Annotated in this window: 25 protein-coding genes and 1 pseudogene; 4 read left to right on the forward strand and 22 right to left on the reverse strand. The window is 69.7% G+C overall.

Annotated features, from left to right (window positions below; translation table 11 throughout):
- Positions 1-71: 71 nt before the first annotated feature.
- Positions 72-278 (forward strand): hypothetical protein, encoded by a 207-nt coding sequence (locus tag ACYVOK_RS03215; protein ID WP_460660696.1) that lies wholly within the window; start codon positions 72-74, stop codon positions 276-278.
- Positions 236-913, forward strand: a pseudogene (locus tag ACYVOK_RS03220) (SAM-dependent methyltransferase); the annotation flags it as partial. The gene ACYVOK_RS03215 and the pseudogene ACYVOK_RS03220, both read left to right, overlap by 43 nt.
- A 107-nt stretch (positions 914-1020) precedes the next feature.
- Here ACYVOK_RS03220 and ACYVOK_RS03225 read toward each other — a convergent pair.
- Positions 1021-2499, reverse strand: a complete 1479-nt coding sequence (locus tag ACYVOK_RS03225) for a PH domain-containing protein (RefSeq protein ID WP_460660697.1) — start codon at positions 2497-2499, stop codon at positions 1021-1023.
- Positions 2496-2984, reverse strand: coding sequence for a PH domain-containing protein (locus ACYVOK_RS03230; protein WP_460660698.1), 489 nt, complete (start codon positions 2982-2984; stop codon positions 2496-2498). Before ACYVOK_RS03230 ends, ACYVOK_RS03225 begins: the two co-directional genes overlap by 4 nt.
- Positions 2985-3174: 190 nt before the next feature.
- Between ACYVOK_RS03230 and ACYVOK_RS03235 the strand changes: the two genes are divergently transcribed.
- Positions 3175-4380 (forward strand): NADH-quinone oxidoreductase subunit D, encoded by a 1206-nt coding sequence (locus ACYVOK_RS03235; protein WP_460660699.1) that lies wholly within the window; start codon positions 3175-3177, stop codon positions 4378-4380.
- A 35-nt stretch (positions 4381-4415) separates the two neighbouring features.
- Here the strand turns inward: ACYVOK_RS03235 and ACYVOK_RS03240 are convergent, their stop codons facing one another.
- From ACYVOK_RS03240 to dacB, 16 genes are all read right to left on the reverse strand, one after another.
- Positions 4416-5198, reverse strand: a complete 783-nt coding sequence (locus ACYVOK_RS03240; protein ID WP_460660700.1) for an inositol monophosphatase family protein — start codon at positions 5196-5198, stop codon at positions 4416-4418.
- 23 nt (positions 5199-5221) lie between these two features.
- The gene (locus ACYVOK_RS03245; protein WP_460660701.1) at positions 5222-5620 is read right to left on the reverse strand and encodes a hypothetical protein; all 399 of its coding nucleotides are present in this window, start codon (positions 5618-5620) and stop codon (positions 5222-5224) included.
- Between the two features lie 42 nt (positions 5621-5662).
- Positions 5663-5956, reverse strand: coding sequence for a hypothetical protein (locus ACYVOK_RS03250; RefSeq protein ID WP_460660702.1), 294 nt, complete (start codon positions 5954-5956; stop codon positions 5663-5665).
- Positions 5957-6022: 66 nt separating this feature from the next.
- A complete protein-coding gene (locus ACYVOK_RS03255) occupies positions 6023-6463 on the reverse strand; it encodes a hypothetical protein (RefSeq protein ID WP_460660703.1) in 441 nt (146 codons plus the stop codon).
- 11 nt (positions 6464-6474) lie between these two features.
- Positions 6475-7047, reverse strand: a complete 573-nt coding sequence (locus ACYVOK_RS03260; RefSeq protein ID WP_460660704.1) for a DUF3180 domain-containing protein — start codon at positions 7045-7047, stop codon at positions 6475-6477.
- Between the two features lie 2 nt (positions 7048-7049).
- The gene (gene folK / locus ACYVOK_RS03265) at positions 7050-7607 is read right to left on the reverse strand and encodes a 2-amino-4-hydroxy-6-hydroxymethyldihydropteridine diphosphokinase (RefSeq protein ID WP_460660705.1); all 558 of its coding nucleotides are present in this window, start codon (positions 7605-7607) and stop codon (positions 7050-7052) included.
- Positions 7604-8017, reverse strand: a complete 414-nt coding sequence (gene folB, locus ACYVOK_RS03270) for a dihydroneopterin aldolase (protein WP_460660706.1) — start codon at positions 8015-8017, stop codon at positions 7604-7606. The genes folK and folB overlap by 4 nt, the downstream gene beginning before the upstream one ends.
- Positions 8014-8499 carry a nuclear transport factor 2 family protein gene (locus ACYVOK_RS03275; RefSeq protein ID WP_460660707.1) on the reverse strand — a complete coding sequence of 162 codons (486 nt, stop codon included), beginning with the start codon at positions 8497-8499 and terminating at the stop codon, positions 8014-8016. Before ACYVOK_RS03275 ends, folB begins: the two co-directional genes overlap by 4 nt.
- Positions 8496-9293 (reverse strand): dihydropteroate synthase, encoded by a 798-nt coding sequence (gene folP, locus ACYVOK_RS03280; RefSeq protein ID WP_460660778.1) that lies wholly within the window; start codon positions 9291-9293, stop codon positions 8496-8498. Before folP ends, ACYVOK_RS03275 begins: the two co-directional genes overlap by 4 nt.
- Positions 9294-9873: 580 nt before the next feature.
- Positions 9874-11016, reverse strand: coding sequence for a S1 family peptidase (locus tag ACYVOK_RS03285; RefSeq protein WP_460660708.1), 1143 nt, complete (start codon positions 11014-11016; stop codon positions 9874-9876).
- A gap of 140 nt (positions 11017-11156) precedes the next feature.
- Positions 11157-11729 carry a GTP cyclohydrolase I FolE gene (gene folE, locus ACYVOK_RS03290; RefSeq protein WP_460660709.1) on the reverse strand — a complete coding sequence of 191 codons (573 nt, stop codon included), beginning with the start codon at positions 11727-11729 and terminating at the stop codon, positions 11157-11159.
- Positions 11730-11856: 127 nt separating this feature from the next.
- Positions 11857-13890, reverse strand: coding sequence for an ATP-dependent zinc metalloprotease FtsH (gene ftsH, locus ACYVOK_RS03295; RefSeq protein WP_460660710.1), 2034 nt, complete (start codon positions 13888-13890; stop codon positions 11857-11859).
- A 173-nt stretch (positions 13891-14063) separates the two neighbouring features.
- Entirely contained in the window at positions 14064-14615 is a 552-nt protein-coding gene (hpt, locus tag ACYVOK_RS03300; RefSeq protein WP_460660711.1) for a hypoxanthine phosphoribosyltransferase, read from the reverse strand.
- Between the two features lie 5 nt (positions 14616-14620).
- Positions 14621-15685, reverse strand: coding sequence for a tRNA lysidine(34) synthetase TilS (tilS, locus tag ACYVOK_RS03305; RefSeq protein WP_460660712.1), 1065 nt, complete (start codon positions 15683-15685; stop codon positions 14621-14623).
- The gene (locus ACYVOK_RS03310) at positions 15657-16751 is read right to left on the reverse strand and encodes a zinc-dependent metalloprotease (RefSeq protein ID WP_460660713.1); all 1095 of its coding nucleotides are present in this window, start codon (positions 16749-16751) and stop codon (positions 15657-15659) included. The genes tilS and ACYVOK_RS03310 overlap by 29 nt, the downstream gene beginning before the upstream one ends.
- A gap of 52 nt (positions 16752-16803) precedes the next feature.
- Positions 16804-18180, reverse strand: coding sequence for a D-alanyl-D-alanine carboxypeptidase/D-alanyl-D-alanine endopeptidase (gene dacB / locus ACYVOK_RS03315; protein ID WP_460660714.1), 1377 nt, complete (start codon positions 18178-18180; stop codon positions 16804-16806).
- Between the two features lie 50 nt (positions 18181-18230).
- Between dacB and ACYVOK_RS03320 the strand changes: the two genes are divergently transcribed.
- The gene (locus tag ACYVOK_RS03320) at positions 18231-18719 is read left to right on the forward strand and encodes an inorganic diphosphatase (protein WP_460660715.1); all 489 of its coding nucleotides are present in this window, start codon (positions 18231-18233) and stop codon (positions 18717-18719) included.
- Positions 18720-18753: 34 nt separating this feature from the next.
- Here ACYVOK_RS03320 and ACYVOK_RS03325 read toward each other — a convergent pair whose 3' ends face one another.
- From ACYVOK_RS03325 to ACYVOK_RS03340, 4 genes are all read right to left on the reverse strand, one after another.
- Positions 18754-19185, reverse strand: a complete 432-nt coding sequence (locus ACYVOK_RS03325) for a MarR family winged helix-turn-helix transcriptional regulator (RefSeq protein WP_460660716.1) — start codon at positions 19183-19185, stop codon at positions 18754-18756.
- A 53-nt stretch (positions 19186-19238) separates the two neighbouring features.
- Positions 19239-20663, reverse strand: a complete 1425-nt coding sequence (locus tag ACYVOK_RS03330) for a C40 family peptidase (RefSeq protein WP_460660717.1) — start codon at positions 20661-20663, stop codon at positions 19239-19241.
- A gap of 305 nt (positions 20664-20968) precedes the next feature.
- Positions 20969-21790, reverse strand: coding sequence for an endonuclease/exonuclease/phosphatase family protein (locus tag ACYVOK_RS03335; protein WP_460660718.1), 822 nt, complete (start codon positions 21788-21790; stop codon positions 20969-20971).
- A 63-nt stretch (positions 21791-21853) separates the two neighbouring features.
- Positions 21854-22924 carry a WD40/YVTN/BNR-like repeat-containing protein gene (locus ACYVOK_RS03340; RefSeq protein ID WP_460660719.1) on the reverse strand — a complete coding sequence of 357 codons (1071 nt, stop codon included), beginning with the start codon at positions 22922-22924 and terminating at the stop codon, positions 21854-21856.
- Positions 22925-23019 lie beyond the last annotated feature (95 nt).

Here is a 23019-nt window from a genome sequence, read left to right on the forward strand (position 1 = left end):
TCTCTTCGTTCCAGTCCCGCGCGGGGTACCAGACGATCCATCTTCAGCCTAGGTGATGAGAGCATGCCGTGGTGAGCGATGCGTGGGCTGCCCGGACCGGATTGACCGCGATCCTGATCACAGTTCCCGAACTGGCCGACTACACCCACCGCTGGCGGTCGGTGTCCCGGTCGACAGCGCGACCGCACGTTCCACTGACGGAGTTGATCCCGCCACATGTCACCGTCCTTGTGCCATGGGTCGTGGAGCCGACGTCGGCCGACGCGGTCCGGCTGTGATCACCTTTCGCGAGGCCTGGGAGACCGCTCTCTACGGACCTGACGGGTTCTATCGGCGGGAGCGGCCGGCTGCGCATTTTCGGACGTCTGTGCACGCGTCAGCCTTGTTCGGGCAGGCACTGGCGCGGCTGGCGCGTGCGGTGGGTGCTGCGGAGGTGGTGGACATCGGTTCAGGGTCGGGCGAGCTGGGCCACGTACTGCGAGCCGAGGGGCTGTCGGTCGTCGAGGTGGAGCTGGACGACGAGCTGCCGTCGTCGATCACCGGACTGGCCGTCGCCAACGAGTGGCTGGACAACGTGCCGTGTGACATCGCCGAGCTGGACGAGGACGGCGTACCGCGGTATCTCCTGGCCGATCTGTCTCTCGGGGATGTTGTCTCGGGCAACGACCTGGGCTGGCTCGAGGAGTGGTGGCCGTTGCGGCAGCCAGGTGATCGGGCCGAGATCGGCAGGACTCGCGACCTCGCGTGGGCGTCGGTGGTCGAGCGGCTCGAGGAGGGTGGGATGGCGGTCGCGATCGACTATGGGCATGTGCGGGCCGGTCGTCCGCCGTACGGGACTGTGACGGGCTTCCGGGCCGGACGCGAGTGTGACCCGGTGCTGGACGGCTCGTGCGACGTGACCGCCCACGTGGCGCTGGACTCGCTGGGTGGGAAGCTCGTACTCCAGAGGGACGCCTTGCGGGCGCTCGGAGTGAGCGCGGCCCGTCCGAGCCTCGACCTGGCCCAGACGGAACCGCTGCGCTACGTGGCCGAGCTGTCGTCCGCCGGAGAGGCCGCCGAACTGCTGGACCCGTCCGGCCTCGGCGGGTTCGGCTGGGTATGGACAGCAGCCGGCGAGGGCACCGTACGACGCGCTTCGCGCGCCCTGTCCGCCTGAGCCTCCAAGAGCTGCGCAGCCTCGAACTGGTCGCGATGCAGGGCGATCGCATCGGTCGGGCCGAGGGGCGTGTCCACGTGGACATTGGCGAGGCCCAGGCGCCGCTGGAGAGGGCCCTGTTCGAGGCGCACCGACTGGGTCTTGTGGTGCAGCACGATCGACGTACGACGGCTCACCCAGCCGCGCGTGGTCACGAGCACCTGCTCGTCGTGGCCGTACGAGAGGTAGCGCCAGCCGATCGGACGCAGCCACTTGGCCCGCTCGGGCGCTTGATGCATCACGATGCGGGACAGGTCGAGCCCGGGCAGGATGCGTGCGAGCACGAACGCGACTTCGTCACGGTCTCCCACCGGGAGGAGCTGTGCACCCTCGCGGTCGTCCTCGCCCTCGGCGGGATTGCCCGCCACACCCGCGATGTCGAGCTCCACGCGGGCCCAACCGAGCAACCGCCAGACGATCGGCTCGGTGATCAGCAGGCCCTGGACGCGACCAGGCGGCACGGTCTGCCGCTGGACGTCGAACAGGCCGCGCTTCGTCCGCAGTCCGTGGTGGCTCTCGGACAGCGTGAAGCCGTGGTTGCCGACGACCTGCTTCCAAATCGGCTGCACGACACCCAGCAACAGCGGCAGACCGGCGAACAGACCGATGTGGAAGTCCAGCACAGTGGTGGCGACGATCAGCCAGACCAGACCACCGGCGCTACCGATGACCGTCGACGACAGCAGGGTCGCGCCGAGCAGGCGGTTCGTCGGGACCACCAGGATCGGCTCGGACTCGGGCTGCTGGGTGTGCTCGACGGCCTGCCCGCCCTTGGCCCGGACCAGCAGGATGGTGCGGAGGTCGACGGCCTCGCCGTACCTGAAGTAGCTCAGCTTGCCGTCGCTCTTGCCGCCGCCGGCCACGTCCATCCGCAGCTCGGCCATCCCGAACAGGCGGGCGACGAACGGCTGCGCGACGTCGATCGCCTGGATCCGGTCGAACCGGATGATCCGGGTCCGGCGGAACAGGAACCCACTGTCCACCCGGATCGCGTCGTCGGTCAGCTGCCACTTGGTGAACCACCACGACAGCGCGCCGAGCAGGATGCCGCCGATCAGTACCCCGACCAGGCCGAGGCCGGCCAGCTCGAGATTGCTGCGCAGGCTCTCGTTGTTCACCATCGCGATCGCCGCGACGACGAAGTACCCCCAGCCCTTCACGAACGGCGTCAACGGGTGCAACCGCGCCCCGGCGGGCTCTCCCGGCGACGGCAGCCCCGGGGGCTGCGCGGTCAGCGGCTGGGTGCTCTGCTGGGTGGTCTGTGGCCCGGGGGCGTCGTACGGCCCGGGCGCCGGCTCCGTCACAGGCCCCACGCCTGGGCCTGGCCGAGCGCGGACAGACGGTCGCGCAGCCGGCTCGCCTCGTCCGGATGCAACCCCGGGATCTTCGCGTCGGTCGCCGGGGTCGCGGTGTGCAGCTCGACCGTCGCGATCCCGAACGCCCGCTCCAGCGGCCCGGCCGTCACGTCGACGAACTGCATCCGCCCGTACGGCACCACCACCAGCTCGCGGAACAGGATCCCGTGGCTGACCAGCAGTTCGTCCTCGCGCTCGGCGTACTTCCAGGACTGCTGGTTCCGCCCGATCAGCACCCACGACCAGCCGAAACCGGCCGCGAGCACGACCAGCGCCAGGACGCCGTACGTCCAGCCGATGGTCAGCCCGAGAACCAGGAGGGCGAGCAGCCCGAGCACGCCGAACGTGATCGCCGCGTTCAGCCGGCGCACCGCGGCCAGCTTCGGCGAGACCGGCGTCCAGCTGACATCCGAGGGTGCGAAGAGGTCATCCACGGGTCAAGCCTGTCACGAAAGTGTGCCGTGGGTGGCGCAGCTTGAGTGATGCTGGCGTCCAGGTGCGTGCATCGCAAGGCGGAGGAGCGTCCTCGATGCGGGGTTCATCGTGGATGCTCCTCCAACGCAGCGAGGTGCGTACCTGGGCGTCAGCAGCGCCAAGCTGCGCCACCCACGGCACACTAGGGGCATGAGTACCGAAAGAGTGGTGGGAATTGGGGCGGGGGCCGCCGGATTCGACCCCGCGTACGAGCGGGGCGGGACCGGGACCGGCTCGGAGCTGGCGACCACCGACATGGTGCTCAACATCGGCCCGCAGCACCCGGCCACCCATGGCGTGCTCCGGCTCCGGCTGACCCTGGACGGCGAGCGCATCGTCGGCTGCGAGCCGATCATCGGCTACATGCACCGCGGCGCGGAGAAGCTGTTCGAGGTCCGCGACTACCGCCAGATCATCGTGCTGGCGAACCGGCACGACTGGCTGTCCGCGTTCAGCAACGAGCTCGGCGTGGTGCTCGCGGTCGAGCGGATGATGGGCCTGGAGGTCCCGGTCCGCGCGGTCTGGCTGCGCACCCTGCTGGCCGAGCTGAACCGGATCCTCAACCACCTGATGTTCCTCGGCTCCTACCCGCTCGAGCTCGGGGCGATCACCCCGGTCTTCTACGCGTTCCGCGAGCGCGAGACGCTGCAGGCGGTGATGGAGGAGCTGTCCGGCGGCCGGATGCACTACATGTTCAACCGCGTCGGCGGCCTCAAGGAGGATCTGCCGTACGGCTGGCTCGGTCGCGCCGCGGCGGCCTCCACCGCGGTCCGCAAGCGGCTGCCCGACATCGAAGACATTGTCATGGGCAACGAGATCTTCCGCGCCCGCACCGTCGGCGTCGGCAGGCTGACCCCCGAGCTGATCGCGCAGTACGGCGTCTCCGGCCCGATCGCGCGCGCTTCCGGGGTGGACGCAGACCTCCGCCGCGACGAGCCCTACCTCGCGTACGACGAGTTGCAGCGCGACGGCGTACTCCGGGTCGTCACCCGGCCGGAAGGCGACTGCTTCGCGCGGTTCTGGGTGCTGCTCGAACAGGTGAAGGTCTCGCTCGACCTGGTCGACGCCTGCATCGGCAAGCTGTCGTCCCTGCCGGCCGGGCCGGTCAACGTCCGGCTGCCGAAGATCCTCAAGGTGCCCGAGGGCCAGACGTACGCCTGGACCGAGAACCCGCTCGGCATCAACGGCTACTACCTGGTCTCCCGCGGCGACAAGACCCCGTGGCGGCTCAAGCTGCGGTCGGCCAGCTTCAACAACATCTCCGCGCTCCCCGCGCTGCTCCCCGGCACCGTCATCCCCGACATGATCGCCATCCTCGGCAGCATGTTCTTCGTCGTCGGCGACATCGACAAGTAGACGTTCGTCGGCGGGCGTGCCTTCCGGACACCGGGTCAGCCGATCGCCTGGCCGATCAGGTCCAGCATCGGCTCGCGGATGCCGGCGGAGACGGCGAACGTGCCGCGGGAGTCCGGGGTGTGGTCCGTACCGTCCAGGTCGAGGACGACGACGCCTGCCTCGCGGGCGATGGCGACACCGGCCATGGTGTCCCAGGGCTTGTTGGAGAACATCACCATCGCGTCGAAGTGGCCGGCCGCGACCCAGGTCAGCGCGGTCGCCGCCGTACCGATCATCCGGATCCGCTGGACCCGCGGGTGCAGCAGGCCGGTCAGCGCCAGCCGCTCGGCGTTCTGCACCTCCGCGTTCGGCCCGACCGCGTAGTCGCCCACGGCAACCAACGCGTCGGACAGCCGGGTGCAGTCACTGCCGCGGATCGGGACGCCGTTGCAGGTCGCGCCGTGACCCTCGGCCGCGGCGTACCGCGTTCGCAGCATCGGCTGGTCGATTACGCCGGCCACCGCGCGGCCGTCCGCGATCAGGCCGAGCGAGATACCCCACAGCGGCGCGCCGTGGACGAAGTTCACCGTCCCGTCGATCGGGTCGAGCACCCATCGGGTCCCGCCGGTCGCGCCGCCCTCCTCCTCGCCCAGTACGCCGATGTCCGGTGTCTCCCGCTCCAGGAAGGCCCGGACCGCACGCTCCACCGCGAAGTCCACCTCGGACGCCATGTCCCGGTCGCCCTTGGCGGTCAGCTCCCCCGGCGGACGCGAGTCGGTCACCTTCCGGCCCTCGTCGACGGCGGCCTCGGCGATCTTCAGCAGTTCGGAGATGTCCACGGCCCCGAACCTACGCGACCACCTCAAGTCGTGCCGGGGCTGTCCGATCTACGGCGCCACGACCGGATCGCCGTGGCGGCACCGGCGGCGAGAACGCCCGCGGCGACGGCTTGGCCGGCCTTGCGGCGGCAGCCGACGTTCCGGCACTCCGGGATGGGATACGGCTGGCCGGGGTTCAGCTCGTGGGTCTCGTCGGCCGAGACGTAGGCAGCGGTCGCCGGGAACTCCCAGCCGTCCGGGTTGAGCAGTCTGTACCAGTACGCGTCGTCCCACGCCTTCAGCCGGCACGTCACGTTGACCGACCTGGAGTGGAACGGCGGAGGGCCCAGGTGCCCGATCGGCACATGGTCCTCGTTGTAGACGGTGACCGTACCCATCGGGTTGTTCATCGTCACCGCCGGGTAATTCGCATCCAGCCCCATGCTGATCCCCTCCCCACCTCGCAGTATGGGGCCGACCGGTGATCAAGTCATCGGCGGTACGACGGGATTCGCGCATCCGGGACATTTCGCCAGGTGTGAACCGCCCAGCAGCGAGCATGCCTCACAGGTGAACTCGCCGCACGCGGTACAGATCAGCGCAACCCCGTCGAGCATCCCGTCGTGCGTGACCGTGACCGACGACGACGCCTGCAGTACGACGGTCAGCCCGCGCCCGCACCGGATGCAGTCCACCCGCTCACCACCGGACAATCCGTGATCCAGCCAAGGCCGCCGCTGCGGCCCGCTGACTGTCTTCTTCCGCCGGAACCAAGCCATGCCTCAGCCCACCATCGCGGCGGGTGCTCGCGGGGGAGGTGGCAGCAAACTGCCGCCGGCAGGCGGTCAGGAGGCGGCGAGGCCGCGGAGTTTGAGGTCGACCACGGTCGGGGCCTCGGCCTGGGAGTGTTTGTCGCCGGCGGCAACGACCGTGGCGACCTCCTGGTCGATCTTGTCCAGCCGCTCGTCGATCTTGTCCAGCCGGCGCTGCATCAGGTCGACGAACTCGGCGTTCTCGACCACCCGGGCACTGGTGATCCGGGAGTACTCCTGGGCCACCTGGGCCCGTTCCTCGGAGTGGGCCAGGCGTTCGACCAGCAGTTGGTGGCGGACCAGCAGCGAGGCACCGACGGCGACCAGGACGGCGACGACAGCCGCCGCGCGAAGGATCCACTCGTTCTGCGAGAACAGGGCGATCGACACGCCCAGGCAGACGACGACGAGCAGAGAGTTGGCGACGGCGAGAACTGTGGCCCTGGTACGACGGCGGTTACCCCTTGAGCCCATGGACCGACATGTTAGGCGGTCTCGTCGGGGTCCTCGGGAACACGACACGCACGTTCGAGCAACAATCCGGCCGTGACGACCAGCACAGAGATCACCGCCGCGGCACCGGCCATGATCACACGGTGGCGGGGACCGGAGGAGTTCACCGCCTCCAGGAAGGATAACGCGAACCCTGCGTAAACACCGGTGCACAACGCGCCGACGAACGCACTGGCCTTCCCGATCAGCAGCAGGAACACCGCGCGGGACGGCTCGATCCGTTCCCGCCGGACCTGGATCCGCTGATGGGTGTTGCGGGCCGCGGCGAACAGCAGGGCGGCCAGGAACGCCCAGGCGACCAGCGTCAGCCAGGACACCGACGGGGCGACGCCGCCGCCGGACTCGATCGCCGTGACCATGGTCAGGCCGATCGCCGCCCCGAGGACGGCGATCGCGACCAGCAGCCACCGCGAGGTCGGCCTGACCGAACCCGGGCGCGGCGGCTCCTTGCCGGGCCCGTTTCGGCGCCCGTTTCTGCGCCCGTTTCTGCGCCCGTTGTCACGCCCGTCGTCACGCGCCCGGCCGGGCTCGGGACCGCCGGACACCACTACTGCAGCTCGATGTCGAGCTTGGTCACGCCCTCGGAGCCGACCTTGGCCAGCAGTTCGGCCACCGGTCCGTGCCCGGGCAGCACCGCGTCCGGCTCGATGTCGAGCCAGGGCGCGAGCACGAACGCCCGCTCGTGCGCCCGCGGATGCGGCACGGTCAGTTCCTCGGACTCGATCGTCTTCTGGCCGTACGTGATCAGGTCGACGTCCAGCGTCCGCGGCGCGCCCGGCACGCTGCGCTCCCGGCCGAACGCCTGCTCGATCGCGTGCGCGCGGTCCAGCAGCATCTCCACCGGCAGCGTGGTGTCGGCCAGCAGTACGATGTTCAGGTACGGACCGGACTCGGCCGGCCCGCCGACCGGTTCGGTCTCGTAGACCGGGGAGACCTCGACCACCACGACGTCCGGGGTGTCCCGCAGCGCGTCGACCGCGCCCTGCAGGTTCGCCTCACGGTCGCCGAGGTTGCTGCCGAGCGACAGGATCACCTGGCGGATCGGTTTGAGGCCACCGCTCAGGGTGTCCGCGTCGATGACGTGGGGACTAGGGGTCTCAGTCACGTGAATTCTCCGGCTCTGCGCTGCACGGTCAGGACAACGTCGTCGAACGGCACCGTGATCGGTGCCGAGGGTTTGTGGATCGTCACCGCGGTCGCCGTCACCCGCCGGTCGGCGAGGCACAGGTCCGCGATGCGCTGGGCGAGGGTCTCGATCAGGTCCACCGGATCGCTCTCGATCGCCTGGTGCACCCGCTCGGCCACCACCCCGTAGTTCACGGTGTCGGCCAGGTCGTCGGAGGCCGCCGCGGGCCGGGTGTCCAGCTCCAGCCGGACGTCGACGACGAACTCCTGTCCGTCGGCCCGCTCGTGCTCGAACACCCCGTGGCGCCCGAACCCCCGGATGCCCCGGATCTCGATCACGTCAGGAGGCAGAACGCTGTGCTCGATGGTGACCTCGCTCCGCTCGCTCACGGCGCCTCCTCCTGTCGGCCCCCAGACGACAGTACCGGTGAGGCATGGTGGATCCACAACCGCCAGCCGGAAGGAGTTTTGCGGAAGACGTTCGTCGCCAGCGCCTTGCCACCGGCGAATCCCTCCTCGGGGGCGCCTTCCCCCGACGACAGGACATTCTCCGTACACGTGACGTACGCCACGTCTTCATCCACCCGAACCTGCACGTCGGTCAGGAAGAACTGGATGTACGGCGTGTTGGCGAAGATCATCGCCCACGCCCGCATCATCTCGGCGTACCCGTAGATCGCCGCGTTCCCCGGATGGATGCAGACCGGGTCCGGCTCGGGCAGCCAGACCGCCGCCATCAGATCCAGGTCCCCGGCCTCGAACGCGTTGTAGAACGCGGTGTTGGCGGTCAGCACGACGTTCTCCACCGTCGCGCCGCGGGCCGCGCCCTCGCCTCCGGCGCCCTGCCGCGGACCGCCGGGTCCGTCCGTCATACCGCTCCCCATCTCTTCGCCACCCGGACCGCGTCCGCGCTCGGTGCCACCGCGTGCGCCCGGACACACCAGGCACCCGCGGCGGCGGCCAGGGCGGAAACTGCCGCGCTCGCGTCGTCTCGTCGTACGGCCGGTCTGGGTTCACCGGTCTGCTCGTCGGCGAGCAGCCTACCGAGGAACGCCTTCCGGGACGCACCGATCAGCAACGGTCTTTCCAGTACGGCGAATTCCCGCAGCCGGCGCAGGATCTCCCAGTTGTGGTCGGCGTTCTTCGCGAAACCCAGTCCGGGGTCGAGGGCGACCCGGTTCAGGTCGACGCCGGCATGGCGCATCGCCTCGATCCGCTCGCCCAGTTCCGCGATCACCTCGGCGACCACGTCGTCGTACTCGGCCCTGTTCTGCATGTCGATCGAGTGCCCACGCCAGTGCATGCAGACATACGGCGTACGGCGCTCCGCCACCAGCGGAAGCATGTCGGGGTCGGCCTGGCCGCCGGACACGTCGTTGATCATCACCGCCCCGGCGTCGAGGGCGAGCGCCGCAACTCCCGCCCGCATGGTGTCGACCGAGATCAGCGCACCGTCGGCCGCGAGCGCCTCGATCACCGGGAGGACCCGGCGGATCTCCTCCTCCGGCGCGGGGCGCTCGGCCCCGGGCCGCGTCGACTCGCCGCCGACGTCGAGCAGGTCCGCGCCCTCGGCCAGCAGTTCCCGCCCGTGCTTGATCGCCGCGGCCGGCTCGAACCACTCCCCACCGTCCGAGAACGAATCCGGCGTCACGTTGACCACACCCATCACGAGGCACCGATCCACCACCGGAAGCCCCTCGACAAAAACCCGCGACTCGGTTCCCACCCACCCACCGTAGTAGCCCCCACCCCCAACCCCCACCAGCACCGTCCCTCACCGTGCCGCCGGACTCGCTCAGTCGCCGAGAACGAGGCAGCACCGGCCAGCGCCGAGGACCGCCCCACCGGTCCCCACCCCACCCACCGGGCCCACCGGCGAAGCCGGTCAGGTGCTGAGGATGAGGCGCGACTTGGTGGCGTTGAAGGCTTCGCCCACGGGTCTGGTCATCACCCGCCGGCTTGCCGGCGGGGGCGGTCAATTGCTGAGGATGAGGCGAGACCTGGTGCCGTTGAGGGCTACGGGCACGGGTCTCCACACCACCCGCCGGCTTGCTGGCGGGGGCGGTTAGCTGCTGAGGATGAGGCGGGACCTGGTGCCGTTGAAGGCTTCGCCCACGGGTCTGCACACCACCCGCCGGCTTGCCGGCGGCGGCGGTCAGTTGCTGAGGATGAGGCGAGACCTGGTGCCGTTGAAGGCTTCGCCCACGGGTCTCCACACCACCCGCCGGCTTGCCGGCGGGGGGCGGTCAGTTGCTGAGGATGAGGCGGGACTTGGTGCCGTTGAGGGCTTCGGCTACTGGTTGGGAGTAGGACTCGTTGGGCTGGCCGTACTTCTCCAGGCATTTGCCGTCGATCAGCGCCGCACCACTCGTGATCCCCTGGGCGTAGTTGCCCGTCATGTTCGCCCCGCCGGAGTCGCCGCTCTCCACGCACGCGGTGTGCTGGAACAACCCGCGGACCACCCGGTTGCTCCCGTAGTTCACCGTCACGTTCCGCGCGACGATCTTCCCGCAGGTCCAGCCGGTCGTCTTGCCCGACTTGCACAGCTTCGACCCGATGGTGGCGTTCGCGATCCCCTTGACCGCGACGTTCCCGGCTCCCCAGCCCTCGACGTACCCCTGCTGGTCCCAGCCCTCGATCACACCGACCGAGCCGTAGTCGTTGCCGGGGAAACTCGACGTCCGGGTGTTGCCGAGCACGTACCCGTTCCGCGAGAACGACGGCTTGCCCGCCGTGCAGTGCCCCGCGGTCAGGAAGATCCGGGTGCCCTTCGTCGTCCGGGCGTTGAACCCGAGCGAGCAGAGGTACCCGGTGTTCTTGTCGACCTGGACCCCGCCCCGCAGGCTGAAGTCGTCGGCGGTCGTGGTCACCCGGCCCGTCGCGGTCCGCACCGTCACCTTGTCGCCGTTCGCCTCGGCCCGGCGGAGGAAGCGCTCGGTGATGACGTCACGCGCGCCCTTCGGCACGGTGACGACCACGGTGCCCGAGATGGGGTCGACGTACCAGGACCGGACCTTGCCGGCGCTCGAGCCGGCGGCGACGCGGTCCAGCTCGGACTGTACGGCGTTCAGCTGGTCGGCGGTGAAGCGGACGAGCTTGGGGATCGCACCGGCCTCGCGGACCAGCTGGGCGGTGGCCGGATCGGACACCGCGACGACCAGCTCACCGGCGTCGTCGTAGTAGCTGCCCACGGCCCGGGATCCGAGCTCGTTCTCCAGCGTTTCGGCGATCAGCGGCGGCTCGACGGTCACCTGGTCGACCGGACCGCTCCGCGCGGTCTTGTCCCCGCTGCCGGAATCGGCGTTGGCCCAGTTGGCCGCGGCCAGACCGGCCGCGGTCAGTACGACGGCCCCGGCGAGTGCGGCGCCGACCCGGTAACGCCCTGACATCCTGTCCTCCTCACGCAGGCACCTGGTCCCGTTTGGCCAAGCACCACTACGGAAAGTAAACGCTCAGCGACAGATTGTCCACAGGTACCCGCTTTTCACATCACAACGAGACAACGGGTCCGGAGGCTACGGGCGAGCGGTCAGCCGACGATCAGACTCATCGCCTCGGCGCGGGTCACCGGGTTGCGGAGCTGGCCGCGAACGGCGGAGGTGATCGTCTTGGCGCCGGGTTTGCGGACGCCGCGCATCGTCATGCACAGGTGCTCGCACTCGATCACCACGATCACCCCTCGCGGCTCGAGAAGCTCCACCAGCGACTCGGCGACCTGCGTGGTCAGCCGTTCCTGGACCTGCGGCCGCTTCGCGTACACGTCGACCAGCCGGGCCAGCTTCGACAGCCCGGTGATCCGGCCTTCCCGGCTCGGGATGTAGCCGATGTGCGCGACACCGGTGAACGGCACCAGGTGGTGCTCACACAGGCTCCACACCTCGATGTCCTTCACCAGCACCATCTCGTCGTGGCCGATGTCGAACGTGGTGGTGAGCACGTCCTCGGCCCGCTGGTCCAGTCCCCCGGTCATCTCGGCGTACGACCGTGCCACCCGGGCCGGGGTCTCCTTGAGCCCTTCGCGGTCGGGATCCTCCCCGATCGCGATCAGCAACTCCCGGACCGCCCGCTCGGCCCGCGCATGATCGAACTTCGGCGACGTCATCCGGCCACTCCTCCAGCAACCACGGGAACCCGACCCCGGCACGGTACCGTCCGGCCGTGCGCGCAGGGCCGCCGCCACCCGGCCGGTGAAACGACAACGCCGCCCGGCTGGGCGGCGTTGCTCGGGTTCACTCCTTGTTCGGCGGCGTCGGGCCGCTGCCGTAGTTCGGCGGCTTGACCGCCTCGTCCGGGCCGACCGCGCCGCCCGGCAGGACGTCGGACAGCGACCCGTTCTGGTCGCCGCGCGACGGCACCGGCATCACCGGCGGCAGGTCGGACGGCACCCGGGTGGACGATCCGGTCCAGGCCGGCCGCCGCTCGCGCTTGCGCACCGGCGCGAAGACCCGGGCGATCTCGTGCTTGTCGAGGGTCTCCTTCTCCAGCAGTTCCTCGACCAGGTGGTCCAGCACCGCGCGGTTCTCGACCAGGATGTCGAAGGCCTCCTGGTGCGCGTTCAGGATCAGCTTGCCGACCTCCTCGTCGACCGCGGCCGCGATCTCCTCGGAGTAGTTCCGCTGGCTGCCCAGGTCGCGGCCCAGGAACGGCTCGCTGCTGTCCTGGCCGAACTTGATCGCGCCGAGCCGCTCGGTCATGCCGTACTGCGTGACCATCGCCCGGGCCAGTGCGGTCGCCTTCTCGATGTCGTTGCTGGCGCCGGTGGTCGGGTCGTGGAAGACCATCTCCTCGGCCGCCCGGCCGCCGAGCATGTAGGCCAGCTTGTCCAGCATCTCCGACCGGGTGGTCGAGTACTTGTCCTCGTCCGGCATCACCATCGTGTAGCCGAGCGCGCGGCCGCGCGGCAGGATCGTCACCTTCTGGACCGGGTCGGAGTGCGGCAGCGCGGCGGCGACCAGGGCGTGGCCGCCCTCGTGGTACGCCGTCAGCACCTTCTCCTTGTCCGACATCAGCCGGGTCCGGCGCTGCGGTCCGGCGATGACCCGGTCGATCGCCTCGTCCAGGGCCTTGTTGTCGATCACCTGCTGGTTCGACCGGGCGGTCAGCAGGGCGGCCTCGTTCAGCACGTTGGCCAGGTCGGCACCGGTGAAGCCCGGGGTACGGCGGGCGACGGCGGTCAGGTCCACGTCGGGGGCCATCGGCTTGCCGCGGGCGTGCACCTTCAGGATCTGCTCGCGACCGGGCAGGTCCGGCGCGTCGACGGCGATCTGCCGGTCGAACCGGCCGGGCCGCAGCAGCGCCGGGTCGAGCACGTCGGGCCGGTTGGTGGCCGCGATCAGGATCACGCCGCCGCGGACGTCGAAGCCGTCCATCTCGACCAGCAACTGGTTCAGCGTCTGCTCGCGCTCGTCGTGACCGCCGCCGAGACCCGCACCACGGTGCCGGCCGACGGCGTCGATCTCGTCGATGAACACGATCGCCGGGGCGTTGGTCTTGGCCTGCTCGAACAGGTCGCGGACCCGGGAGGCGCCGACACCGACGAACATCTCGACGAAGTCCGAACCGGAGATCGAGTAGAACGGCACGCCGGCCTCACCGGCGACCGCGCGGGCCAGCAGCGTCTTACCGGTACCGGGCTGGCCGTAGAGCAGCACGCCCTTCGGGATCTTCGCGCCGACCGCCTGGAACTTGCCCGGCTCCTGCAGGAATTCCTTGATCTCGCCGAGCTCCTCGATCGCCTCGTCACAGCCGGCCACGTCCGCGAAGGTCGTCTTCGGGGTGTCCTTGGTGATCAGCTTGGCCTTCGACTTGGCGAAGCTCATCACCCGGGAGCCGCCGCCCTGCATCGAGTTCATCAGGAAGATGAACACCACCGCGATCAGCAGGAACGGGATCAGCGTCGAGAACACCTGGCCGATGAAGCTCGGCTTCGGGTTCTCCACGTCGTACCGCTCGATCTTCTTGTCGTCGTACAGCTTCTGCACCGACTGGCCGAGCGCGTTCGCCTGGCCGTCGACCCAGTGCGCCCGGACCTTGGTCCCGTCGGTCTTCTCGACCCGGATCTCCTGGTCGGGATCGATCAGCGTGATCGACTTGATCGTCTTGTCCGACGACGTGGTGGCCTGCTGGATCAGCTGCACGACCTGACCGGTGGGCTCGGTCTTGTACCCGGTCGAGCCGGTCAGGAGCTGCCCGATCACCAGGACGCCCAAGAAGGCGACGACGATCCAGAACAGGGGTCCGCGGAAGATGCGCTTCACGTCCATGATCGAGGCCTACGCCCCGTCCCTCCTAGCTCGGCAGGCCCGGGTTTGCGGGCTTGAGACGGTAACACCAGTCCAAGTGTCTCGTGCCGCACAAGACGACACGGCACGAGGGTCACCAATGGACCGTACGACCTGTTGTACAGGCTGTCACCAAGTCTGCCTTGACCGGCGGATCAGGAGTAGACGTGCGGTGCGAGCGTGGCCACGCAGCGCAGGTTCCGGTATTTCTCCGCGTAGTCGAGCCCGTACCCGACGACGAACTCGTCCGGCAGTTCCAGGCCGACGTACTTCACCGGGACCGCCATCTTGGCCGCGTCCGGCTTCACGAACGCGGTACACAGCTCCAGTGAGGCGGGTTTGCGCGACTCGAGGTTGCTGACCAGCCAGCTGAGCGTGAGCCCGGTGTCGATGATGTCCTCGACGATCAGCACGTGCCGGTTGGTGATGTCGGTGTCCAGGTCCTTCTGGATCCGGACCACGCCGGACGACTTGGTCCCCGACCCGTACGACGAGATGGCCATCCAGTCCATCTCGATGTGCCGGCTGAACGACCGGGCCAGGTCCGCCATCACCATCACCGCACCGCGCAGGACACCGACCAGGAGGAGGTCCTTGCCTTCGTAGTCCTGCTCGATCCGCGCGGCCAGTTCCCGGAGCTTCGCGAGGATCTGGTCCTCGGTGTAATGGATCTTGCTCAGGTCCTTCTCGATGTCCGACGCATCCACGCGGGTCAGCCTGTCACATTCGGGCCGAGGACGATGAATCCACCCCGGCGGACCGCCCGGACGCCCTGTGGCAGGTCGATCCATCGCTGTCCGCGCCAGCCGGTGACCAAGGCGTCGACGGCAGCGATGTGCCCGGCGGTGAGGTCCGTGGCCCGGCACCCGGCCTCCAGCGCCGCCTGCCGCAGCACCCGGGTCCGTACGGCGTCCGGCTCGGAAACGAGCGTGGCGACGTCGCAGTGCACTTCACTGTCGGTACGACGTACGGCGGTCTCCGCGACGTCGGCCGCGAGCATGTCGAGTGCGTCCGCGTCAGCCCTGAGCAGTCCCGCCGTACGGGCGAGCGCTTCGACCACACCGGGTCCGAGCGCCTCCTCCAGGACCGGGATCACCTCGTGGCGGACCCGGACCCTGGTGAACTGCGGGTCGTCGTTGTGCGGGTCGTGCCACGGCCGGAGCCCTGACGCCACACACGCAGCCGCTGTGGTGGCCCGCGGCAGTTCCAGGAAGGGGCGGCGCAGCAGTCCGGCGACCGGAGCCATCCCGGCGAGCGACCGCGCGCCCGAGCCGCGCGCCAGCCCTAGCAATACAGTCTCGGCCTGGTCGTCACGAGTGTGCGCCAGCAGTACGACGTCTGCCCCGAACTCGTCCGCCGCCGCCCGCAGAGCGTCGTACCGGGCGGCTCGAGCGGCTCCTTCCGGTCCGCCTTCGATGCCGATCTCCACTGCCCGCACCTGCACCGGGTCGAGGCCCAGCGAGCGGCATTGACCAGCAGCGATCTCGGCCGTGTGGCTGGAGTCCGCCTGGAGTCCGTGGTCGACGATGACGGCACCGGCTCGCAGCTTGAGCTTCGGCGCCTCGAAGGCGGTCGCGGCCGCCAGAGCCAGCGAGTCCGTGCCGCCGGAGCAGGCCACCAGCACGGTGGTGCCGTGGGGCAGGTCGGACAGGGCGGCACGCACTGCCTCGCGGGTGCGCGCCACGGCGGGGTGCAGCTTGCCCCTCCGGTGTTCGACCAGTTCTTCGGCGGCCGACCGGATCGGCGGCTCAGCCGTGGAGTCGGGTGACCCAGGCATCGGGGTTCGCGATCTCGTGCTTGGTGGGCAGCGTGTTCGGCCCGGTCCAGACCCGGTTGAAGCCGTCCATCCCGACCCGCTCGACCACCTGGCGAACGAAGGCGGCACCATCCTTGTACTGCCGCAGCTTGGCGTCCAGCCCGAGCAGTCGCTTCAGCAACTGGTCCACCGGGCTGCCGCTCTGCCGTCGCGAGGTGAACTTGGCCCGGATGGTGTCGACGGTGGGGATCACCGACGGGCCGACCCCGTCCATCACGAAGTCGGCGTGCCCCTCCAGCAGGGACATGACCGCGGTCAGCCGGTCCAGCACCGCCCGCTGCTCAGGCGACTGCATCAGGTCGACCAGGCTCAGCTCGGCCTCTCCGCGCACGGACCGGCCCAGCCGCTGCACGGCCTCCCGGAACATCGCCGCGTACGCCGACGCGTCCAACTCGGCCTGATCGAGGAAGAGCGCGATCTCCGACCGCAGGTGGTCCCGCAACCACGGGACCGCGGTGAACTGCACCCGGTGCGTCTCCTCGTGCAGACACACCCACAACCTGAAGTCCCGCGGTACGACGCCCAGCTCGGACTCCACGTGCATCACGTTGGGCGCGACCAGCAGCAGCCGGCCGGTGAGCCCGGGACGGTCCGGGTCCGGCTCGGAGGGGAAGAACGGGTCGAACTGCCCGAGTACCCGGGACGACAGGAAAGCCAGCAGCGCACCCGCCTCGATCCCCGTCACCCGGGAGCCGACCGCGGACGAGAACCCACCGCTGCGCTCGGCCTTCTCGCGGAGCTTGTCCGCCAACGGCTGCAGGACAGTGCGGAAGCCGTCCGCGTTCGCCTGCACCCAGCCGGGCCGGTCCACGATCACCACGGGCGCGGTGGCCGAAGTGGCCTGCAGCCCGGTGAACTCCCGGACGTGGTGCTCGGAGTCGGCCGCGAACTGACGCAGCTCGGCGACCACCTGATGCGCCTCGGCGCGGCTGACCGCCGGGCCGGGCCGGAGCAGCTTGCGCGCCACTCCCGTCGCCAGCTGCCAGTCGACCATCTCCGCCGCAGTCGGTCCTTCCGCCGTGCTCATGTGTCGACCCTAGTCGCATGTCCCAACATGTGCCTGTTGTCCAGACGGTCTTTTAGGCGGCGCAGCCGCAATTGGCCAGCACTGCGGCGGCTCTGTCGAGGGCCGCACGGGCAGCCAGCGTCTGCGGAACCGGCACGCTGTCAGAGGCCACCGCGAACACGAGGAGCGTGCCAGTCCGGTCGCGGACCAGTCCGGCGAGGCTGTGGACGCCGGTGAGTGTGCCGGTCTTCGCACGGACCAGTCCGGTCCCCGGGCCGGCTCCCGCCGCGGCGAACCGGTCCTCGAGGCTGCCGGTGAACCCAGCGATCGGCAGACCGGTCAGCAGGTACCTCAGCTCCGGGTGGTCCTCCGACGCCGCCACCTGGACCGCTCCGGCCAGCACGTCCAGCGGAACGTGGTTGGTCCTGGCCAGGCCGCTGCCGTCGAGGATCCGCGCCTTGCTGACGTCCAGACCGAGCTTGGTGAGTGTCGCCTTCACTCCCTTGGCTCCACCGGCGTACGAGCCGCCGTTGTTGGTCGCAATGCCCACGTGCCGCAACAGGACCTCGGCACCGTCGTTGTCGCTGTGCAGGTTCACGTACTCGACGATCTCGCCCACGGTGGGGGACTCGACCTGAGCGACAGCCTTGGCGCCGGCAGGTGTGACGACCGGCTTGGGAATGCCGGCGACCGTGATCCCAACAGCCTTCAACTGGGCCACGAACGACGTTGCCGCCGCCTGTGCCGGAGAACTGGCCCGCTTCGCCATGCCCGGCGTCACCCGTCCCTCGTTAACCCACAGCGCGGACGTCGGCGCCGCGATGCCCTCGACGACGTAGTTCGGCTGCCAGTTGGCGTTCGCCGCCGGTCCGGTGAACAGCGAGGCGTCGTACCCGAGGGTGACGCTTGCGACTCCCTGCGCCTTGAGCGCCTTCGCAGTACTGGCTGCCAGGGCCTGCAGGGACGCTCGCGTCGGGTAGTCGGCGGGATCGGTCGGACGCTTCACCGTGAGCAGAGGGTCACCGCCGCCGACCAGGACGATGGAGCTCTTCGCAGGGCTGACCACCTTCGTGGCGAACCTGTGGCCGGCTCCCAGGGTCGCGAGTGCCGACACGGTGGTCAGCAACTTGAGCGTCGAGGCCGGCACGTACGGCGTGGAGGCTCCGACCGAGAACACCGGCTTGCCGCGGGAGGCGTCGTACACGTAGATGCCCCGGTGCCTGCCGAGCGACGGGTCCCTGAGGATCGGCGCCAGCGCCTTCTGCACCCCGGTCGCCGTCGGTGCGACGCCCTCGGCCGTCGCCGGAGCCAGCACAGCCGGCGCCTGGGCCCGTGCGGTTGGCAGGGATCGGGGTACGGCGTTCGCACCGCTCACCACGCCCCCCACCGGGGTCACGCAGAGCGCTGTGGTGAGCAGCGTGACGAACACCGCACGGGGAGGACGGGCCACCGGGCTGCTCCTGTCAATCGGTCGGTCGGAACCGTGACAGTATCTGCCGTATGGAGTTCGACGTCTTCATCGAGATCCCCAAGGGCACCCGCAACAAGTACGAGCTGGACCACAAGACGGGCCGGCTGCGGCTGGACCGGACCCTGTTCACGGCCACTCAGTACCCGTCCGACTACGGGTTCATCGAGGACACGCTCGGTCAGGACGGCGACCCGCTGGACGCACTGGTGCTGCTCCCCGAGCCGACCTTCCCGGGCTGCCTGATCCGGGCCCGCGCGATCGGCATGTTCCGGATGACCGACGAGAAGGGCCCGGACGACAAGGTCCTCTGCGTGCCCGCCGGCGATCCGCGGCAGGAGCACCTGCGCGACATCCACCACGTGCCCGAGTTCGACCGGCTGGAGATCCAGCACTTCTTCGAGGTCTACAAGGACCTCGAGCCGGGCAAGTCCGTCGAGGGCGCCACCTGGGTCGGCCGGGCCGACGCCGAGTCCGAGATCAGCGCCTCGTTCGAGCGGCTGAAGACCGGGACACACTGACGTCCGCCTGCCCCGCCGCGCCTGAGGGGAACGGTCACTCGCCGTTCAGCTTGCCCAGCAGTCCGAGCAGCGTCTGCCGCTCCGCGTCACTCAGCGGCTCCAGCAGGTCCGCCTCCGCCGCGTGGACGAGCCGGTCGAGCTCGACCAGCTGCTTCTCACCCGCAGGTGTGATCGCGACGATCTTCCGTCGCCGGTCGTCCGGGTCCGTCCGCCGTACGACGTACTCCAGCTCCTCGAGCTCGTCGAGCATCGTGACCAGGTCACTCCGGTCGAAGCCGATCCGATCGGCCAGGGTGGCCTGCGCCGCCTCGCCGTCGTCCGCCAGGCTCGCCAGCACCTGGTAGTGCTGCGTCCGCAGGTCCGCTGCCGTCAGGTGCTGCCTGACCAGCCGCTGTGACTGCTGGCCGGCCCGTCCCAGAGCCCACACCACCCGGTCCGCCAGGCGATGCGGCGACGAGTTCTCCACCTGAACCACTCTAGGGTTTCTTCCGCTGGAGGGTTGTTGCCCACGGCACGAGGTCAGGGACGGCCGAAGAAGTCCGGGGGCTCCCAGTAGTAGACGCTGTCGATCTGGACCGGCTTGCCGGTGCGCGGGGCATGCACGATCCGGCCGTCGCCGATGTACAGCGCGACGTGGTGGATGGTGCCCGGGTCGTCCGGATCGATCGACCAGAAGACCAGGTCGCCGGGCCGCAGCTCGTCCTCGTCGATGTGCCGGACCTGCTCGTACTGCGCGACGCTGTAGTGCGGCAGGTAGACACCGGCCTTCGCCCAGGCGGCCTGGGTCAGACCGGAGCAGTCCCAGCGGTTCGGGCCGGTCCCGCCCCACAGGTACATGTCGCCGATCTGGTCCAGCGCGAAGTCGATCACGGCCTGCGGACCCTTCCGCGAAGGGCGGTCGTCGCGCGGCCGGTCCGGCTGCTGCTTCGGCGGCTTGGCCGGGTTCTTCTTCGGCTCCTCGCGCCGTTCCCGCTCCTCGCGCCGTTCCCGCTCCTCGCGCCGTTCCCGCTGCTCCCGGTCCCGCTCAGCGGCTTCCGCAGCCCGCTCGGCCGCTTCCCGGGCCCGCTCGGCGGCTTCCCGGGCGGCGATCCGGCGCCGCAGCTCAGCCTCCTTCTTCGCGGCCAGAGCGGCGGCTCGCTGGCGCGCAAGCTCCTCGAGTCCCCGCTGCCGCTGGGCGGCCACCTGGACGGACGTGTTCTGCAGTACGGCGAGCTGGGTGATCGCCTGCGTGCGCTGGACGCCCATCGCGGTCACCGCCGACGCCTGGGCCCGCTCCGCGGCCTCGGCTGCCGCTTTCGCCTTGGCTGCCTCGTCGGTCGCCTGCTTCACCTTGGTGACGGCCTGGTCGGCCTGCACCTTGAACAGGTTCGTCATCACCTGGGTCGCGGTGTAGCGCAGGTACGAGCCCTGCATCGCGGCCGACACCGAACGCGCCGCCCCGGCCGAGTCGAGCAGCTGCTGCGGACCTTCCGCACTGAACAGCGGTGCGAGCTTCGCCACATCACCACCGCCCTGGTACGACGCCGCGGCGAACCGGCCGATCTGCTGCCGCTGGGCCGCCAGCGTCTTCTGCGCCTTGGCCGCCCGGGCCGCCGCCTGGGCCGCCTCGGACTTCGCCTGCTGCAGCCGGTACAGCGCGCCATTGTAGGCCTCGTCGGCGATGCCCGACGCGATGCCGAGCTGCTCGAGCCGGGTGTTCGCCGCGGCGAGCCGGCCCTCGATCGCCTTCACCTGGGCCGCCTTCGCGGACGCGGCCTGCTGGGCTCGCTCGACCGCGGCCTTGGACGGAATGACCGGCGGCTTCGGCTTGGCCTGCGCCGGGACCGGGATCACGGCCATCGAGCCGGCCAGACAGACCGCAAGCACCCCGGAGAGCAGCGCCCTGCCGGTCTTCCCCGTGCCCGCGACCCGCCCGCCGGACGTGGCCCTGGTGGGCGTCCGCATCGGGTCGTTCCTTCCGCCGGTCACGAACCCCTTCCCCAGGGTTCGTGATCTTTTGGTCCTCCTGGACCTCATAGGTGACACTAGTTGCCTACAGCCCCAATGGGAACACCTTTCACACAAGTAACTTTATTTCACCTGCGTGTCGGCTTGACAAACTACAAGCTTGTAATTCCGCGCTTCCCGTGAGCGGGCCGCCTCGGCAGAAATAGATGCCTGACACAACAACTGGGGGCCTCGCACAGGCTGTGACCTGCGCAAGGCCCCCAGAGGGTGTTCAAGTCCCGGCGGTGTCCGCCGGGGATGGGTCAGTTGAGGATGTAGGAGGCGAGGACCGGGAGGTGGTCGGAGGCGGGCGACAGCGGTACGGACGCCTTCGTCGGCTCCAGGTGGCTGCTGTGCAGCAGGTAGTCGATGCGGGCGGTCGGGTTCTCGGCCGGGATGGTGTAGCCCGGTCCCTCACCGACCTCCACCCAGGTGTCCGACAACAACGCCGTCATGGTCTTGATCTCCGGCGTGTCCGGCCGCGCGTTGAGGTCGCCGACCAGCATCGTCGGCTTGGTCGACGCGCCCAGCACCTCGACCACCTTCTGCGCCTGCTCCAGCCGCTCGGCGTTGTTGTTGTGCGTCAGGTGCGTGTTCGCGAACCGCAGTTCGATGCCGCGCACCTTGATCGTCGCCACCGCCAGTCCACGCTGCTCACCGGCCGGGTACTTCGGCAGCAGGGTGTTGGTGAAGTCCTTGATCGGGTAGCGCGACAGGATCGCCGTACCGTACTGCCGGCGCGGCTCGCCGGGGCTCAACGGCGGGAGGTCGAGATTGGCGGCGTACCCGTAGTGCATCTTGAGCCGCTGGGCGAACCAGGCCGGCTGGTCGACCCAGTTGCTCCGCTCGCTCCAGTGCCGATCCACCTCCTGCAGCCCGATCACGTCCGCCCCGGACTTCTCGATCAGTACGGCGATCCGCTCGAGATCGAGGACGCCGTCGGTCCCGGCGCCGTGGTGGATGTTGTACGACATCACGGTCAGCGGACGGCCGGGAACACCGGTGGTGTCCGGCGGCTCGGCCGCGGCCGTGGTCGGTAGGAGCAGCAACAGTCCCGCGATGGTCCCCAGCAACGTTTTGCGCATGCCCTCATCCTCTCGGCAGGTGGGCGACCCTCGCACGACGTACGAGTGTCGCCCACCTGAACATCAGCGTGTCAGCCGAGCGACAGCGCCCTTGGCGCCGGAGGCCCAGCAACCCGCCTGGATCCCGTGCCCGGCGCACTCGACGCTGTCGAAGCTGCCGTCGTAGAACTGCTTCCAGCTGCGCCCGCCGTCGTAGCTGACGTCGCTGCCCGACGGGCCCACCGCGATCACGGTAGCGGGCGTGTTCGGCACAAACGCGGAACCACTCCGGTAGCCCTTCGGCGCCTTCTCGGCCGGGACCAGCTGCCAGGTCCGGCCGCCGTCGTACGTGACCGACGCGGCCCTGACCGCCTCGGTGGGCTTCAGGAAGTCACCGCCGACCGCGACCCCGAACAGCGGCCCGCGGAAGGCGAGGCTGAAGATCCCGGCCGCCTCACCACTGGCCATCGGGGAGTCGGCGACGGTCCAATGCCTGCCGCCGTCGACGGTCCGGAACACTCGCGGCCGGTCGCCGCCGCCGGTCGCGAACCACGCCGTCCGACCGGGTCCGGCGACGAGGCAGGTGCCGCTGGCCGCGAACGCGAACTCACCCGGCAACGCGGCCGGCATGCCGGCGGTGGGTTGCACCTGCCACGACTTGCCGCCGTCAGCCGTCGCCAGGATCCGGAACTTCCCGTCGACCGGGTCGCTCAACGCCAACCCGCGCTTGTTGTCGAAGAAGTCGAAACAGTCGTAGAACGCGTTCGGGTCGGTGTTCCGGAACGTCTCGGTCCACGACTTCCCGCCGTCCACGGTCCGGTAGACCCGCGAGTCCTCGCCGTTGCCGATCGACAGCACCACCGCCCGCTTCGCGTCGAACGCCTCGACGTCACGGAACTGCACCGTCGCCGCATCGGGCGGGCTGACGTTCTGCCAGCTCTTCCCGCCGTCGACGGTCCGCAGTACCTGCCCGCCGGAACCGCCGACCCAGGCGACGTCCTTGTTCACCGCCGCCAGCCCGCGGAACTGCGCCGTACTCCCGGTCGGCGTCATTTCCCACTGGTACGACGGACGGCCGCTCGCCTGGGCGGGGACGAGCTGAGACATCAACAGCAGACCTCCTGCCGCAATCGCGGCCACACGCAGGATTCTCATGCCGGGCAACCTAGCCCATGCATCGCACCACGGTCAGCCGAACTCTTGCCGTCGGCGCGCGCCGCTGCCACCCTGAGCCTCCGACGTTCGAAGGG

This window comes from Kribbella swartbergensis (assembly GCF_054784135.1).

Excerpts from the sequence above, each read along its gene's own strand:
- ACYVOK_RS03235 (WP_460660699.1), top strand. The coding sequence starts at position 3,175 with ATGAGTACCGAAAGAGTGGTGGGAATTGGGGCGGGGGCCGCCGGATTC.
- tilS (WP_460660712.1), bottom strand. The coding sequence starts at position 15,685 with ATGCCTGGGTCACCCGACTCCACGGCTGAGCCGCCGATCCGGTCGGCC.
- ACYVOK_RS03330 (WP_460660717.1), bottom strand. The coding sequence starts at position 20,663 with ATGCGGACGCCCACCAGGGCCACGTCCGGCGGGCGGGTCGCGGGCACG.
- ACYVOK_RS03285 (WP_460660708.1), bottom strand. The coding sequence starts at position 11,016 with ATGTCAGGGCGTTACCGGGTCGGCGCCGCACTCGCCGGGGCCGTCGTA.
- ACYVOK_RS03275 (WP_460660707.1), bottom strand. The coding sequence starts at position 8,499 with ATGACGGACGGACCCGGCGGTCCGCGGCAGGGCGCCGGAGGCGAGGGC.
- ACYVOK_RS03255 (WP_460660703.1), bottom strand. The coding sequence starts at position 6,463 with ATGGGCTCAAGGGGTAACCGCCGTCGTACCAGGGCCACAGTTCTCGCC.
- ftsH (WP_460660710.1), bottom strand. The coding sequence starts at position 13,890 with ATGGACGTGAAGCGCATCTTCCGCGGACCCCTGTTCTGGATCGTCGTC.
- ACYVOK_RS03310 (WP_460660713.1), bottom strand. The coding sequence starts at position 16,751 with ATGAGCACGGCGGAAGGACCGACTGCGGCGGAGATGGTCGACTGGCAG.
- ACYVOK_RS03320 (WP_460660715.1), top strand. The coding sequence starts at position 18,231 with ATGGAGTTCGACGTCTTCATCGAGATCCCCAAGGGCACCCGCAACAAG.
- ACYVOK_RS03340 (WP_460660719.1), bottom strand. The coding sequence starts at position 22,924 with ATGAGAATCCTGCGTGTGGCCGCGATTGCGGCAGGAGGTCTGCTGTTG.
- folP (WP_460660778.1), bottom strand. The coding sequence starts at position 9,293 with ATGGGTGTGGTCAACGTGACGCCGGATTCGTTCTCGGACGGTGGGGAG.
- ACYVOK_RS03245 (WP_460660701.1), bottom strand. The coding sequence starts at position 5,620 with ATGGGGCTGGATGCGAATTACCCGGCGGTGACGATGAACAACCCGATG.
- ACYVOK_RS03250 (WP_460660702.1), bottom strand. The coding sequence starts at position 5,956 with ATGGCTTGGTTCCGGCGGAAGAAGACAGTCAGCGGGCCGCAGCGGCGG.
- ACYVOK_RS03335 (WP_460660718.1), bottom strand. The coding sequence starts at position 21,790 with ATGCGCAAAACGTTGCTGGGGACCATCGCGGGACTGTTGCTGCTCCTA.
- folE (WP_460660709.1), bottom strand. The coding sequence starts at position 11,729 with ATGACGTCGCCGAAGTTCGATCATGCGCGGGCCGAGCGGGCGGTCCGG.